This is a genomic window from Paraburkholderia sp. RL17-383-BIF-A (assembly GCF_046028015.1).
Classification (GTDB): domain Bacteria; phylum Pseudomonadota; class Gammaproteobacteria; order Burkholderiales; family Burkholderiaceae; genus Paraburkholderia.
The window spans coordinates 144,686-159,435 of sequence record NZ_JARESR010000008.1 but is presented as its reverse complement, the minus strand read 5'-3'; the positions used below and the strand labels follow the sequence as shown (position 1 = coordinate 159,435).

13 protein-coding genes are annotated in these 14,750 nt (G+C 63.4%); 4 read left to right on the top strand and 9 right to left on the bottom strand.

The features are described 5' to 3' along the window. Window positions 1–24: 24 nt before the first annotated feature. Together sapR and P0D71_RS12275 are read right to left on the bottom strand one after the other, a co-directional pair. On the bottom strand, window positions 25–921 hold the full coding sequence (sapR, locus tag P0D71_RS12280) for a sap1 transcriptional regulator SapR (RefSeq protein ID WP_091802010.1): 897 nt from the start codon (window positions 919–921) through the stop codon (window positions 25–27). Window positions 922–1,045: 124 nt separating this feature from the next. Further along, window positions 1,046–1,933, bottom strand: coding sequence for a DMT family transporter (locus tag P0D71_RS12275; protein ID WP_408480218.1), 888 nt, complete (start codon window positions 1,931–1,933; stop codon window positions 1,046–1,048). A gap of 250 nt (window positions 1,934–2,183) precedes the next feature. Here P0D71_RS12275 and P0D71_RS12270 point away from each other — a divergent pair, with 250 nt between their 5' ends. Next, complete coding sequence (locus tag P0D71_RS12270; RefSeq protein ID WP_091802004.1) at window positions 2,184–2,711, top strand: hypothetical protein; 528 nt, start codon at window positions 2,184–2,186, stop codon at window positions 2,709–2,711. Window positions 2,712–2,760: 49 nt separating this feature from the next. Here the strand turns inward: P0D71_RS12270 and P0D71_RS12265 are convergent, their stop codons facing one another. The 3 genes from P0D71_RS12265 to P0D71_RS12255 form a co-directional block, all read right to left on the bottom strand. Beyond that, entirely contained in the window at window positions 2,761–3,834 is a 1,074-nt protein-coding gene (locus P0D71_RS12265) for a TAXI family TRAP transporter solute-binding subunit (protein ID WP_408480216.1), read from the bottom strand. A gap of 203 nt (window positions 3,835–4,037) precedes the next feature. Beyond that, a complete protein-coding gene (locus P0D71_RS12260) occupies window positions 4,038–5,306 on the bottom strand; it encodes a hypothetical protein (RefSeq protein ID WP_408480215.1) in 1,269 nt (422 codons plus the stop codon). A gap of 395 nt (window positions 5,307–5,701) precedes the next feature. Then, window positions 5,702–7,237 (bottom strand): MDR family MFS transporter, encoded by a 1,536-nt coding sequence (locus tag P0D71_RS12255; protein WP_408480213.1) that lies wholly within the window; start codon window positions 7,235–7,237, stop codon window positions 5,702–5,704. Window positions 7,238–7,312: 75 nt separating this feature from the next. On the opposite strand from P0D71_RS12255, the gene P0D71_RS12250 reads away from it, so the two are divergent. Further along, window positions 7,313–8,101, top strand: coding sequence for a TetR/AcrR family transcriptional regulator (locus tag P0D71_RS12250; RefSeq protein ID WP_408480211.1), 789 nt, complete (start codon window positions 7,313–7,315; stop codon window positions 8,099–8,101). A gap of 176 nt (window positions 8,102–8,277) precedes the next feature. On the opposite strand, the gene P0D71_RS12245 is transcribed toward P0D71_RS12250, so the two are convergent. Next, window positions 8,278–8,997, bottom strand: a complete 720-nt coding sequence (locus P0D71_RS12245) for a ribonuclease activity regulator RraA (RefSeq protein WP_408480209.1) — start codon at window positions 8,995–8,997, stop codon at window positions 8,278–8,280. A 532-nt stretch (window positions 8,998–9,529) separates the two neighbouring features. Here P0D71_RS12245 and P0D71_RS12240 point away from each other — a divergent pair. Beyond that, window positions 9,530–10,042 carry a response regulator gene (locus tag P0D71_RS12240; protein WP_408349522.1) on the top strand — a complete coding sequence of 171 codons (513 nt, stop codon included), beginning with the start codon at window positions 9,530–9,532 and terminating at the stop codon, window positions 10,040–10,042. A gap of 162 nt (window positions 10,043–10,204) precedes the next feature. Here the strand turns inward: P0D71_RS12240 and P0D71_RS12235 are convergent, their stop codons facing one another. Next, a complete protein-coding gene (locus P0D71_RS12235) occupies window positions 10,205–10,780 on the bottom strand; it encodes a Fur family transcriptional regulator (protein ID WP_091801986.1) in 576 nt (191 codons plus the stop codon). 152 nt (window positions 10,781–10,932) lie between these two features. Continuing rightward, window positions 10,933–11,559: a glutathione S-transferase family protein gene (locus P0D71_RS12230; RefSeq protein ID WP_408480206.1), complete on the bottom strand. Its 627-nt coding sequence runs from the start codon at window positions 11,557–11,559 to the stop codon at window positions 10,933–10,935. 215 nt (window positions 11,560–11,774) lie between these two features. Here P0D71_RS12230 and P0D71_RS12225 point away from each other — a divergent pair, with 215 nt between their 5' ends. Continuing rightward, window positions 11,775–13,496, top strand: coding sequence for an ATP-binding domain-containing protein (locus P0D71_RS12225; RefSeq protein ID WP_408480204.1), 1,722 nt, complete (start codon window positions 11,775–11,777; stop codon window positions 13,494–13,496). A 98-nt stretch (window positions 13,497–13,594) separates the two neighbouring features. Here the strand turns inward: P0D71_RS12225 and P0D71_RS12220 are convergent, their stop codons facing one another. Beyond that, window positions 13,595–14,542: a phosphoribosyltransferase gene (locus tag P0D71_RS12220; RefSeq protein WP_091801981.1), complete on the bottom strand. Its 948-nt coding sequence runs from the start codon at window positions 14,540–14,542 to the stop codon at window positions 13,595–13,597. Between the last annotated feature and the right edge of the window lie 208 nt (window positions 14,543–14,750).

The following is a 14,750-nucleotide window of genomic DNA, read 5'->3' as shown; positions in this document are numbered from 1 at the left end:
GCAAGGCGAAGCGAGCGGAATGCGTCAGAGGTCGTCGAACTGATCGAATTCGCTTTGCAGTTCACGGTTGCGCGCCACGCGCTCGTCGAGGTCCGGCCCGAGCCTGTCGACGATCGCCGAGATCAGCAGATTGAACAGGCAGGTAAGCGGCGCGAGCGAATCCCAGAACTGGCCGACGTCCGTTTTGACCTGTAGCAGATCGCCGTCGAATTCGCGCGCCCACGGACAATAAATGTCGGTGATGAGCGCGAACGGCAGGCCGCGACGTGTGGCGGCTTCGCAATAGCGGCGCGCGACCTTCGAATAGGCGCGGGTGTCGGTGACGATCAGATACGGCGCTTCGAACCCCGAGTTCAGCGAATCGACGTACGAACCCGACATGCCGTCGGAATAGAACACGCGCGGGCGGATGTATTCCAGGTAGCTGTAGAACGCGTTGCTGATGCCGCGCGTGGACTGAATGCCGAGAATGTAGACCGCATCGGCGTTGGCGATACGCTCGGCCACGCGCGCGAACACCGGCGATTGGGCGAGCTGATAGACATGCTGGATCGCACCGATCTCGAGTTCGAGCGAGTGGGCGAGCGCGGGGTTGGGCGCGACGGACGAAGCGGCTTCCAGCGGGGTGTCGTCGTGATGTCCCGCGGTGCGGCGGAACGCGTCGAGGCGGTCTGTGATCAGCCAGGGGCGCTCCTGAGCCCCGCGCAGTTCGCGCTTCAGGTCGTCGAGATTCTGGTAGCCGATGCTGCGCAGGAACCGGCCGACCGAAATGCCGCTCGTACCGGCTTGCTGGGCGATCTGGTCGGCGGTTTCGAGACCGAGCCGGTCGAGGTTGGCCAGCATATAGCTGGCGACGCGTTTGGAGGTGGGGGTGAGTTCGGCAAAGCGGGCTTCGACGGTTTGAGCAAATGCGGTCGGCATCGTAGTCGCGTGGCGGGGCAGTGGTTAATCGATCATCGGGATGATGACATATTCAACCGGCTGCTCGCGCCGCGCGCGTCTGGAAAACGGCTAACGCGAATGCGTACCGCGGACGATGCGCCGATCAGGCAACCGGCCGCGCCGGCGCCGCCCGTGAGAAGCGCCGTGCGCCCGCCACGCAGGCCACGACCACGACGGTGACGAGAATCATCGCGAGCGGCACCTGTTCGTGCAGGAGCAGTCCGGCAAGCATCAGGCCGAAGAACGGCTGTAGCAGTTGCAGTTGTCCGACGCCCGCAATGCCGCCGAGCGCGAGGCCGCGATACCAGAACACGAAGCCGATCAGCATGCTGAAGAGCGACACATAGGCGAGGGCCCAGAGCGCCGCGTGACTGACTCCGTCGAACGATGCGGGGCGAGCCCACAAGGCGAGCGGAAGCATGAGCGGCAGCGACAGCACGAGCGCCCACGAAATCACTTGCCAGCCGCCGAGATGGCGCGACAGACGCGCCCCTTCGGCATACCCCAGCCCGCAGGCGACGATGGCGGCCAGCATCAGCGCGTCGCCAACGGGCGATGCGTCGAGCCCGTGACGCAGGGCGAAGGCCACCACGGCGCCGCTACCGAGTGCCGAGAACAGCCAGAATGCCGGTTGCGGACGCTCGCCGCCGCGCAGCACGCCGAAGATCGCCGTGGCGAGCGGCAGGAGGCCGACGAACACCACGGCATGCGCCGAGCTCACGTGCCGCAGCGCCAACGCCGTCAGGAGCGGAAAGCCGATCACCACGCCGAGTGCGACTACCACGAGCGGGATCAGGTCGCCGCGCGCGGGGCGCGCCTGGCGAAACACGAGTAACAGCAACAGGCCGAGCGTGCCGGCGATCGTTGCGCGCGCGACCGTCAGGAACAGCGGGTCCAGGCCTTCGACGGCGATGCGCGTGGCCGGCAGCGAGCCGCTGAAAATCAACACGCCTATGAAGCCGCTCAGCCAGCCGTTGGTTGTCTTGTCCATCCGGAGAGTCCATGCGTGAGGAGAGAGAACGCATAGCATCGGTTATCCGACCATGGACAGTAAGGTACGGATCGGTACAAATCGCCCAAACTGTATCGAGGAATGGAGCGGTACAGCGGCTACGCGACTTGCCACCCGCTGATACGGATTACCTTCGGCGGTAATGTTCCGGCTGCGTCATAAAGGTCTTATCGTGTCTATCATGAACTTGGAGTTCACGGGATTGCGCCGATCACTTCAGGAGACGAGCATGAGCAAGCTGACCACCACGATCAAGCACGAGTTCATGGAGATGCTTCCGCCGACCATCTATTTCTTCGTGATTCTCCACATTGTCGCGATCATGCGCGCGCTGATTACCCGAGGCTATGACGTGACGTTGCCGACATCGGTTTCCGTGACCATCGCCGCGCTGATTCTCGGCAAATCGGTGCTGATCGCCAACATGCTGCCGTTCATCAACCGGTTTCCCGAGAAACCGCTGATCTGGAATATCGGCTGGAAAACGGTGATCTATACCTTGGTGGCTTTGATCGTGCATTACCTGGAGCATCTTTACGAATACTGGAAGGAGGCGCCGAGCCTCGCCGCCGCCAACGGCAGGTTGCTCGCCGATCTCAACTGGCCGCATTTCTGGGCCATCCAGATTCTGCTGGTGACGCTGATCGCGATCTACTGCGTCGTTGCCGAGCTGGTTCGCGTGATCGGCCGTGACAGGTTCATGGCAATGTTCTTCGGTCCCATTCCGCCGAAGGCGACCGGCCAGGCTGCCCGCTAGTCCAGTCGCTCCCGGTCGCGCGAGAGGCGCGTTTGTCACGCTGCCAATCTTACTTGCATAGCAGAAGCAGCCGTTCCTGATCCGAACACGTGGGACGCGGTTTCGGCGCGGCCTGGGCCGCGGTGGCATTGATCGCGGCGCTCTTATTCGCGAGACATGCGCGCAGATGCTTCTCGACTGGCGAGTAGTATTTCCATCCACGCACGAGCGTCGGCAACTCCAGCTTCACCTGCTTCCACTTCGGGTGGCCATGCTCCTGGAGATTGTCGAAGTTGGCGCATAGCGAGTCGGCAAAGTGATTCAGATTGCCGACGGTATCGCGCAGACCGTAATCGTAGGTGACGAGAAAAGCCTTGACGGTCAGCGTGGGAACATCTTCCTTGAGCCAGTTCGGATAGCTGGTTGCGCGGATCGTCGCGGGAAAATAGGTCTGTTTGGCGCGGGCGGTTTCGGGTGCGGCCTGGTCGGCCTTCAGGAGGCGGATCTGCTGCAGCAGGTCGGGATTCATGTCGTTGAACAGTTTCGCCGGCTGACCGACCACGATAATCGCGACGTCCACTTTCTTCACGATCAGCGCGGCGAGCGCGTCCTCGTTGCTCAGATGCTGGATGTTCTGCTCGGGAATCGCCTGACCGAACATCAGGTGGTAGAGCGTCGTGGCCGATTGCGCGGTGCCGCTGCCGATCAGTCCGACACTGATGCTTTTGTCCTTGATGTCGGCGAACGTCTTCAAGGGCGAATCCGCGCGCACCACGACGTTAATCTCTTCGTCATAGAGCGGCATGATGAGCCGCAGCGGCCGGATTGCCGTGCCCGCGTCGGCGTTGCCGGCGTTGGCCATGTCGATATACGCCTGGTACACATCGGATTGCACCAGCGCGAGCTTGACCCCCGGCTCGAAGCGCATGCGTTGCACGTTTTCAGCCGAGCCTTTCGACGCCATCACTTCCAGATCGATGCCCGCCGGCTGCGCAACCCATTTCGACAGATCCTGGCCAATCTGGATATACGTGCCCCGTTCCGGACCGGTGACGATCTTGTAATGCGCTGGCTCCGCGCAGGCCAGCGAAAATACGACCATCAGCGCCAGCCCCAACCATCCCGCCAGAAGTCTCTTTAGCATGGTCTATCTACCTATCGGTCAGGTTCGTACAGCTTCGCGCGTCGGCACGCGAAGCACCAGTGAGCCGGTTTGCCATGTCATGTTCTATGTGCTGAGAAAGCCACGTCCGTCTGTTACCTCTCAAACCACGGGCGCTTTTGCGCGCCCTTATGCATTCGGATGCCGCTCACATCGACTATGTGTTTTGGTATCCAGAATATTGTTCACTGCTTGAGTGCGGTGCCCGCGCCAGGCTTGGCGGCATTCGCGTTCGCGCGGTTCCAGCCGGAGTCTTTGATCGCGCGTTCGCGCGCTTCGACACTGTTGTTGTCGGGCGCCGTGGTCGCGGGGCGGGCACCGCCCACTGCGGCCTGATTATTCGCCGGCATACCTTGGGGAAGCGGGGTTTGCAGTTGAGCCACCTGTTGAGACGGTGGTGCGGCTTGCGCTTGTGCAGTCGGTTTGACTTGCGGCGCGGTGCCCGCTGCGGCGTGCGGGGTGAGCGGTGCCCAACCGGTCTCGCGAATCACGCGGGCCAGAATGGACTTCGCCGTTTCATTGCCGGTGTCGAGCACGAGCGCCTCGTTGGCATGCTGACGGGCGCACGGCCACGACTGCTGCGCGGCGCAAGTTTGCGCCGCCTGCAACGCGGCGTCGCGGCGTGCGAGCAGGGGCTTCAATTCTCCCGCCAGGTCTTGAGCGTCGGAATTGCCTGGTTGCAGCGCCTGAGCGGCGCCGAGCGCGGCTTGTGCTGAAGAGAGATCGTTGCCGCGCAACGCGAGGCGCGCTGATTGCAAGGCCTGTGCGGCATCGCTGAACCGGGGCGGCGCGGGTTTGACGGGCGCCGCCGCAACAACAGGTGGCGTGACGGGCGTCGCCGGTATCACCTGAGCCGGCCTCGCGGGGTTGACCGACACGGCGGGTTTGCCCGCAGCGGCAGCCTGGTTGGCGGACTGAGCCGGCGTGTACGGCGCGATCGTGCCAGTCGTCGTTCTGGCATCCTGATTAGTTTCGTTATCGGCGGACTGGCCTGCGGTTCCGCTCGACAGATCGCGATCGCTGAATAGCGCATATCCGACATACCCCAGGCCAATCACGACAACCGCCCCAATGGCATAGAGCGCTCTGCGAATCGAAATCGTCCCTTGGCTTGCCGCTTTGACCGCTTGGGAAAGATGCGGTACCGGCGCGTCCGGCGACACGAGCGCCGAGGCGGGTAGCGCGGCCTCGCCAGTAACGGGTTCGCTGGCGACCATCGCACGCGTCGCGAAGCCGGTTTCGTCCGGTGTTGATGGATCGAGGCTGTTCTTTTGCGCAGCTTTCGTAGTGGCGCTCGCGCGACTGCCGGGAATCACGGTGCGCTTGTGCGGACCCGCGTCGAGCGGATGCACCGCACCGCAATAGGGACAATAGTCGACTTGCCTGTATAGTGCCCCGCCACACCGTTTGCAGGGCGTCGGAAAACTGTGTCCGATCAGTGTCTGGGTGGACATGCTGTGACCCACCTTTGTAAAACAATGCCATTACGGCATGTTCCGGATCATGTTGAAGCGGGAGCAATGTCCGCGGAAATCACGATCCACATGCGCCGGAGAGTCCTGAGCGGCAAGCCCGAGCTTACGGTGCCGCTGCTCGCAATATGTGGCGTTTCGATCAGAACGTCAATCGACGTTGCTACCTATCCTATGTGCGCTAGCGAACATTCACAGGTACGACGAATTGCACTCCATGCCGGCAGGACGAACGGCTGCGGAGATTTTTTCACACCATTTGATTCGCGCAAAAAACAGAACGAGGTCGGCGCGCATGGCGTTCGACCTCGTCTTTGTCGCTGTTTTCACCGTCGTTAAGCGCTTGCATCAAGCGCTCGACGCAAGCGGCACGATAATCAGTGCTTACGCAGCGGATGATCCTTCAGCAGCCACGCGAGCGCGAACGCCAATACCACCACGCACGCAGCCGAGAGGTACACCGTGTGCAGCGCGCCGGCGAACGCCTGCAGATAGTCGTCGCGCAATGCTTGCGGCAACTGATGAATCGCGGCGGGCCCGAGCGCATGCGGCAATTCGGTGTCCGCCGGAATCAGCTTTTCCAGACGCGCGGCGAGGCCGTTCGAGAACACGGCGCCGAAACCGGCCACGCCGATCGAGCCGCCGATCGAGCGGAACAACGTTGCGCCCGAAGTGGCCACGCCCATGTGCTTGAACTCGACGGTGTTCTGCACGGCGAGAATCAGCACCTGCATCACCATGCCGAGACCACAGCCGAGAATGCCCATGTCGATATACATCACATAAATCGGCGTATTGATCTGCAGGCGCGCGAGCAGCAACATCGCGATCGCCACGAGGAACGTGCCGGCAATCGGGAACATGCGGTATTTGCCGATCTTGCTGATCACGCGGCCGGTCACCATCGACATCAGGAGCAGGCCGCCCATCATCGGCAGCATCTGCATGCCAGCTTGCGACGGCGTCGAGCCTTTGACCACCTGCAAATACAACGGCAGGAACGTTACCGAGCCGAACAGCGACAAGCCGATGATGAAGCCGATCAGGCTGCTCAGCAGAAACGTGCGCTGTTTGAAGAGTTCGAGCGGCATGATCGGCTCGACTGCGCTGCGTTCCTCGTGAATGAAACCCCAGATCGCCACGAGGCCCATGCCCAGCGTGAACCACAGTTGCGGCGACGACCACGGCAGGATCGTGCCGCCCTGGCTCGTGAACAGGATGATGCAGGTGAGGGCGCCGGCGAGAAATGCGGCGCCCATGTAGTCGATCGTGTGCTTCACGTGGCGCACGTGCGGCTTGAAGACCGCGCCGATCACGACGAGCGAGATGATGCCGAGCGGCAGGTTGATGTAGAAGATCCAGCGCCACGTCAGGTGCTCGACGAGAAAGCCGCCGAGCAGCGGGCCGACCACGGTCGCGAGACCGAACACGCCGCCGAACACGCCTTGATAGCGGCCGCGCTCAGCCGGCGGAATCACATCCGCTATGGCGGCCATCGTGACCACCAATAAACCGCCGCCGCCGAGACCTTGCAGCGCGCGCAGCACGATGAGCTGTGTCATGTCCTGAGCGACGCCGCACAACGCGGAGCCCACCAGGAAGACGATGATCGCGGTCTGGAGCACGATCTTGCGGCCGAACAGATCGCCAAACTTGCCGTACAGCGGCACGACGATCGTCGAGCTGAGCAGGTATGCGGTCACTACCCATGACAGGTTGTTGAGCCCGCCCAGTTCGCCGACGATGGTCGGCAGTGCGGTCGAAACGATCGTCTGATCGAGCGCGGCGAGCAACATCACCAGTAGCAGCGCCGGAAACAGCAGGCGGATCGGCGGGTGATCGCCAGCCTGCGTGCCGTCCTGCGCGTGAGGCTGCGTCAGCGCGGCGGGTTGAGTCGTGGTCGATTGATCCATGGCATTGGGTCGTTGAAATTAATTAATTTAGAGATTAATATATGCGACATCGCGTTACCAGTCAAATCGAGTGCAATGGCAAGAATTCCGTCCGACGATCCAGCGGTGAAAAACGCCCCGAGTGACACGGCTGTCGTGAAGGTTCGCCGGCCGCGGGCGGCGCGCGGGCGGCCCGTTGAAGCGGAGGACGGCGCGCCGGCAAGCCACGAGGCCACCGTGCCCGCCCGGCGGCCGGGCCGGCCGTCCGGCGCGGCGCGTGGCGTCGAGCAGCGCAACCGTCTGCTCGACGCGGCGCTCGAGTTGTTTGCGCGACAGGGCATTGTCGACACCACGCTTGGGGAGATTGCTCGCGAGGCCGGCTTCACGCCGGCGATGATGCATTACTACTTCAAGACGCGCGATCAGCTGCTCGACGTGTTGATCGACGAGCGTTTCGCTCCGTTGCGCGCCGGGCTGGGCGTGCCGTTCCAGGAAAATCCCGACGATCCAGTGGCGGCAATCACGCAGCTCGCGCAGCGGATGGTGCGGGTGGCCGTCGACAACCCGTGGTTTCCATCACTGTGGGTGCGCGAAGTCATTAGCGACGGCGGCTTGCTGCGCCAGCGCATGCATGAACGCTTTGGCGACGCGCATCAGAAGGCGTCGCTGTCGGCCATCGCGCGCTGGCAGAAAGAGGGACGGCTCAACGCGGGGCTGGAACCCGCGCTCGTCTTCGTCACGCTGCTAGGGCTGACGATTTTGCCGCTGGCTGCGTCGAAACTGTGGCGTAACGATCCCATGCGTCGCAACATCGGCGGCGAGGAAATTGCCCGGCATGCCGTGGCGTTGCTGGTGCAGGGAATGGGTCCTAAGAAGGGAGGTTGACGCGGCGGGCTGCCGCTTGCGCGTGTCCGCTCCTTGCGCCTCTCCTTGCGCCTCGCTCCTCGTTTCCCGTTTCTCGCTTTAAGCTTCTCGCTCGCCGCTCACTGTGCCGCGCGTACATGCTGCGAATTCTTATGACCGGCCCACACGCTACACCGCCTTTCCACGCTATTCCGGTCTCACGCTTTCCGTTTCTGCTTCCACGCTTCGTAAGCGGCCTTCGTCGCATCGTTTGGCGGGTAGGTGCCCGGCAAGGCCGCGCCGTCGCGAATCCTCTCGGTGAGAAACGCTTCGAGTTGCTCCTGTTCGGCGGCGGCTTGGGCGATCTCGTCGGCCATTTTCAGCGGAATCACCACGACGCCATCCGCATCGCCTACGATCACGTCGCCGGGAAACACGGCGACGCCTCCGCAGCCGATCGGCACATTGATATCTACCGCATGATGGCGGATCAGGTTGGGCGGCGCGCTGGCGCCCGCGCAGAACACCGGAAACCCTAAAGCTGCGATCGTCGGGCTGTCTCGCACGGGGCCGTCGGACACCATGCCCGCCACGCCGCGAACCTGCAAACGTTGCGTCAGGATCGAACCGAACGACGCACTGCCGCGCTCGCCGCGGCAATCCTGCACGAGCACGTGGCCGGCCGGAATCGTTTCGACGCACTTGCGTTGGGCGTACTCGGGATCGGCAAACAGTTCGAGCACGTCGATGTCTTCACGCGATGGAATGTTGCGCAACGTAAACGCCGGCCCGACCAGATTCGCGCCGCTGTGCGCGGCAAGCGGCGCGACGCCTTGCATGAACGTGTTGCGCAAGCCGCGTTTGAACAGCTGGGTGGTGAGTGTCGCGCTACTGACGTGACGAAGTACTTCGAGCGTGGCGGAGTCGAGATCGGGCATGGTGTAGGACGGCCTCCGGGTTGAGAGTGGTGAATAGCAAGAGGGCATGCGCTCCGTACGGCCTGCGGCGCGACGGGCCGCTGAAACGTCCCGATACGGCCCCGCGCACACGATGATAGCGCCACGCGTGTCCCGCCACGCGCCACCCGTCACCCGTCACCCGTCACCCGTCACCCGTCACCCGCCACCCGCCACACAATCCAACCTCTCCGCACCAAAGCCGGCGAGGCACGCTACGTGCTACCGATGGGGTGGATGTTAATGCAGGCGGCATCAAGCAGCACCGCCGTCATCGCAACGAACAGGAATGTGAAAAGAGACGCTGGGCGGGATGGGCCGTGCCGAATGGGGTTTGCGCGAGCCGCCGTGGCGAATCGGGAGTCGGCATCGGTCAGCCATGACTGTGGCGCCGAGCGCCGGTTTTTCATTGGCGTGCAGTTTTGGCGCGTTACTGGCGCACGCGTTGGCGCTCAGGCCATGTTTTACAATCGCGGGCTTGTTTGCAACTCGGCGCATGAAATCGAGTCGGACCATGAACAGCACTATCGCAGCCGCGCAGATCGGCGGCAAACAGCAGAGTGACACGTTGGCCACGTCTGACGGCCTAACCGGTTTTTTAGAGCAACAACAGAAAATGAATGCAGCATTGAGACTCGATCAGGCCACGATCGTGCTCGTAGAAGACGACCCGGATAGCCGGGAATCGCTGACCTTGTTACTCGAAGCAGAAGGCGCGCATGTCGTCGCCGTGGCGGATGCGGAAGAGGGCGTGGAGGCGGCGCTGCGATTGTTGCCCGACGCCGTGGTATGCGACCTCGAACTGCCCGCCATGGATGGCTTCTACCTGATCCAGCGCTTGCGCGACCACGAGATTCGCGGGGATCACGTGCCTTCGGTGGCCGTCGCGCTCACCGGCCATACCGACGACGCTTACCGGTTACGAAGCATCGGCGAAGGCTTTCAGCACTTCATGACCAAACCCGCTTTGCCTGAAGACCTCGTGAAGTTGCTGCACGACGCGATCGACGCTCGCGCTGCAGGCTGAATACAGCAGGACGGCCGCGCAGCAGATAGTTGGCCAATATCTGTGGCATGCGGCAGTCGCGTTCCCTCGGACCTGCCGCGTGCCGCTTGCAGTTTCGGACGCCCGGCGCCTGACCGGCATGCCGCCACTGCGCGGTCTGCGAACCGGCCGGCGTCGCTGCCGCTATTTGACGGCGGCGACGGGCGCGGCCGGATCCGGGTTCGACGCCGCTGCCTCCGCTGCCTGACAGGCGGAGCACAATCCCTTTAATTCGATTTCATCGCTCGCGAGCCGGTAGCCCGCGTCTTCGATTTGCGTGACCAGCGCCTGGCGCAGCTTGGGCTGATGCAATTCGGTGACGTTGCCGCATTGCTGGCAAACCACCAGAATGCCATGCTGACATTGCGTCAGGTCGTGGCAAACGGTGAACGCATTGATCGATTCGATGCGATGCACGAGCCCCGCCGAGAGCAGAAAATCCAGCGCCCGATAAACGGTGGGCGGCGCCGAACCGGGATGGATCTGGCGCATCTCGTCGAGCAGCGAATACGCTTTGGTCGCGCGCCCGGAATTCAACAGCAATTCGAGCACTTTACGGCGGATCGGCGTGAGTTTTTCGCCGCGTTCGCGGCAATATTCTTCCGCGAGTGTCAAGGCGGCTTCCTGCGAGTCACCGTGCGTGTGCCCCGGCTCATGGGTGTGAGCGGAGTTGGTCGGGGCGGCTTTGTGGATGGTCGCGGCGGGCTTGGCAGTCTTCATGCGTCGATTATAAAGGCCATCGTGCCTCGCTGTGCCGGCTCGCTGCGCGCAGCGCGAGTGCGCGGCGGGCCGGACACGCGCAACAGCGTCAGAAGCAGGGCGTGTGACCGGAGCCTTGGCCACACGCGGCTAGATCCGTCAAACGCGACGGCTCAAGTCAGCGGAAAGTCGACATACTTCTTGAACCCCGTGCGCGTCGCAATACGCGAATACCAGCGCTGCAGATTCGGCAGCGGCGGACGCTCGACGCCGTCCACACCGAACCAGCGTTTCGCGTACGCGCCGATCACGATGTCGGCCAGCGTGAACTTCTCGCCTTCGAGAAAGAATCGCCCTTGCAGATGCGTGTCCAGCATGCGCCACAGAATGGCGACGGCGTTGAAGTCGCTGGCGAGTTTGGTATTGTCGCGCTCGGCGGCGGGTGTGCGCACGAGCGCCCAGAACACCGGACGCTCGGCGGGTTGCAGCGTGGACAACGACCAGTCCAGCCAGCGGTCAATGCCGACGCGCGACTTCGGGTCAGAGGGATACAGCAGGCTGGCTTCGCCGTATTGCAGCACCAGATACCGCAAAATCGAATTCGATTCCCACAGCACGAAGTCGTCGTCGACCAGCGTCGGAATCTTGCCCGTCGGGTTCATCGCGAGATAGGCGGGTTCGTCGTTGCGGCCGAATTGCAGGCCGGCGTCGATTCGGTCATACGGCAGCACCAACTCATCGCAGCACCACAAAACTTTCTGGACGTTGACCGAATTGGCGCGTCCCCAGATCGTAATCATCCGGTAAATCCTTTCTTGACAGTTGGCAAGCCGCGCCCGTCGCGCGGCGTTCAACCAGTAACGATACACGATGCGCGTGCCAGTGCGCGCCGCCGGGCGGCAACCGGCCGTGCCGGACGAACCGGGCGGTACGTCTGAAAGCGACGCTGCGACAGGCATTCGGCAATCCGCATGCGTTGCGTACAATGAGCCCACCCGAATTCGACGAGGCACGCATGGCCCGTATCATTCCCGACGACTGGAAGAGCCTCGCCGCCACCGGCGCGGCGGCCCGCGAGCGCGAAACACTGGCGTTGCTGGAAGAAGCGCTTCCCGATGGCTACACCGTCTATCACGGCGTGCACTGGACGCGGCTGAACCAGAACTTCTCGGTGTTCGGCGAAGCCGACTTCGTGATCGTCAGTCCGGCCGGGCGCGTGATGATCGTCGAACAGAAAACCGGCTTCCTGCGCGAAACGCCGAAAGGGCTCGTCAAGGTCCACTTGCAGACCGAGCGCAATGTGGCGATCGCGCTCGCGCACACCGTCGAAAGTTTGCACCGGCGCTTTACCGCGGCCTTCGGCGCGGGTACGTATTTCATCGAGGAACTGTTGTATTGCCCGGATCACATCGTCAAGGACACGGCGATTGCCGGCGTGAATCCCGCCCGGATCGTCGACGCCACGCGTAAGGACCGGCTCGCGGCGGTTATCCGCGAAGCGTTGCCGGCCGATGAGCCGCGCCTCGCGATCGCACCAAAAATTCACCATTTTTTCGCCGACGAACTGGCGCTCACGCCCGACGCGAGCGCGCTGCTCGGGCAGGCGGGCACGCTCGTCACGCGTCTGGCGGGCGGCCTCGCCACGTGGGCGAGGCGGCTCGAATTCTCGCCGTTCCGCTTGCGCGTAATCGGCACGGCCGGCTCCGGCAAGACGCAACTCGCGGTGCAGGTCATGAAAGACGCGGTGGCGCGCGGCCAGCAGCCGCTCTATGTGTGCTTCAACCGGCCGCTGGCGGATCACATCGCGCGGGTCGCGCCGCCCGAGGCGAAAGTGGCGAACTATCACCAGCTATGCGACTGGATCGCGCGTGATGCCGGCCGCGAACCGGATTTCCAGGCGGGCGGCGTGTCCCCCAACGGGACTTCGCTTGCAGCGTTCGATCAGCTGGAAACGGTTTTCGCCGAAACGCCGATCGGTCCGCGCTGGCAATTCGATGTTCTGATCGTCGACGAAGGCCAGGACTTCCAGCAGCCGTGGGTCGCCGCGCTCGAGCGCCTGTTGCGCCCAGGCGCCGCGTGGTGGTGGCTCGAAGATCCGCTGCAGAATCTGTACATGCGTGAACCGGTCGCGCTGCCCGGTTGGACCACGCTGAAAGAGACCACCAACTATCGCAGCCCGCGTGACATTCTCGACTATGTGCGCAACGTGGTCGGCGCGTCGGTGCCGGTCGCGGCGGCGCTCGCGTCGGGCAGTCCGTTCGACGGCTCCGATATCTCGCTTTCCATTTACGACGAAGCCAATGCGGCCGAAAGCAGCATCGAAGCCACCAAGCGCGCGATCACGCAGGCGCTCTCGCTCGGCTTTCGCAAGCAGGACATCGTGGTGCTGTCGTTTCGCGGCCGCGAAGGCTCGGCGATGACCGCGCTGGATCATCTCGGGCCGCATCGGCTGCGTAGTTTCACGGGCAAGTACGATCTGTTCGGCAACCCGGAGTACCGCGAAGGGGACGTGCTGTTCGAATCGATCTACCGCTTCAAGGGGCAGGCGGCGCCGTGCGTCATTTTCACCGAGGTCGACTTCGAGACCTTCGACGAGCGTATCGCGCGCAAGCTGTTCGTCGGCGCCACCCGCGCGACGATGAAGCTGATCGTCGTCGCGTCGCAACGGGCCGCGCGGCATCTGCATTTGCGCGACGGCAAAAAGACGAAGGAAGCGAAAGAGGCGCGCGAAGGTTAGCAGCGCGCAGGTCCATCCCGGTTGGTCAGGCCGTTGGGACCACCTGGGCGATCGAGGTCATCTGGACCTATCAGGCCACTTGAGCCATTCACGCGCGCTCAAACCCACGCACGCGCGCCGACCAGCATGCCGGTTTGCGTGTGCGCGTCCCACCAGATCACCCGCAAGAGCGGCGCCTGTTGCGCGATCAGCAGCGCCTGCACCGGATCGCTCTCGATAAAATGCGTGACACCGCCGCGCAATGCGGCCGTAGCCTTGTGAGCGGCGCTGCCGGCGGGACTTTCATCGTGCGTGTCGGGCGTTCGCATCAGCAGTTGCAGGTGGCCAAAACCGTGCCGTGCAAGCCACGCTTCGGTACGCGCGCGATCCACTTCCGGCCGTCCGGTGATGATCGTTAGAACCTGCTTCAGGTCGATGCCGGGCAGCACGTCGAATGGCAGCAGTGCATCGCGTTCGGCGAGCGCGGCGGCCAGGTCTTCGTCATAACGCGCGAGCGGCACGTCGGGCAGCAGAATGCCGTCCAGGTCGATCGCGTACGTGGCGTATTCGTGATCGTCCGCCATCGCGGGTGCCTCGCCTGCTTCGACGCGCGCCCAGTCGTCGCGATAACGCCCGGTGTAGGCCTGGCGTTCCCAAGGGAACAAGGCGAAGTAGCCGCGAGCATCGATCGTATAGTCGGGTTGCATGCGGCTCAGCTCGTCCGCTGCACCGGTCAGCGTTCTGACCACGAGGCCTTGCTGCTGAAGAAACGCGATGCAATCGGTCAGCGTGAAACCGCGCCCCGCGATGTCCTCGCACAGCAGCACGTTCGAGCCTGCCGGCGGAATCGGCAGCGTCGAATCCCAGGCGACCTTGCGCGTCTGGCGGTCGTAGCGCAGGAAGGCGACCGGCGTGCCGACGGCATGCGACACCATCAGCGCGAGCGGGGCGCCGCCCCGCAGAATGCCGATCGCCATCGTGAAGCGCTCGGCCAGCAGGGCTGGTTGCAGCGACTCGATCCAGTGATCGAGTTGTTCGTACGTCAGGGGCAAGACCGGCTTGTTCATGACTCGTAGGGCGGCGCGTGGCGCGTGTGGGGCAACTGTTTCTGGCGCGGAAGCAGCGTGCGGCGCTCGCGCCGCCGCGGTTCCTCGTTTTTGAGACAGAGAATTTTGGCGATATTATGCATGCGGTTCAAAGATCGCGCGTCGGAGGCAATGGGTGGCGGGCGCGGCAACAGATCGGACCCGGGGCCTGTCAGGCCGCCCGCAGGAA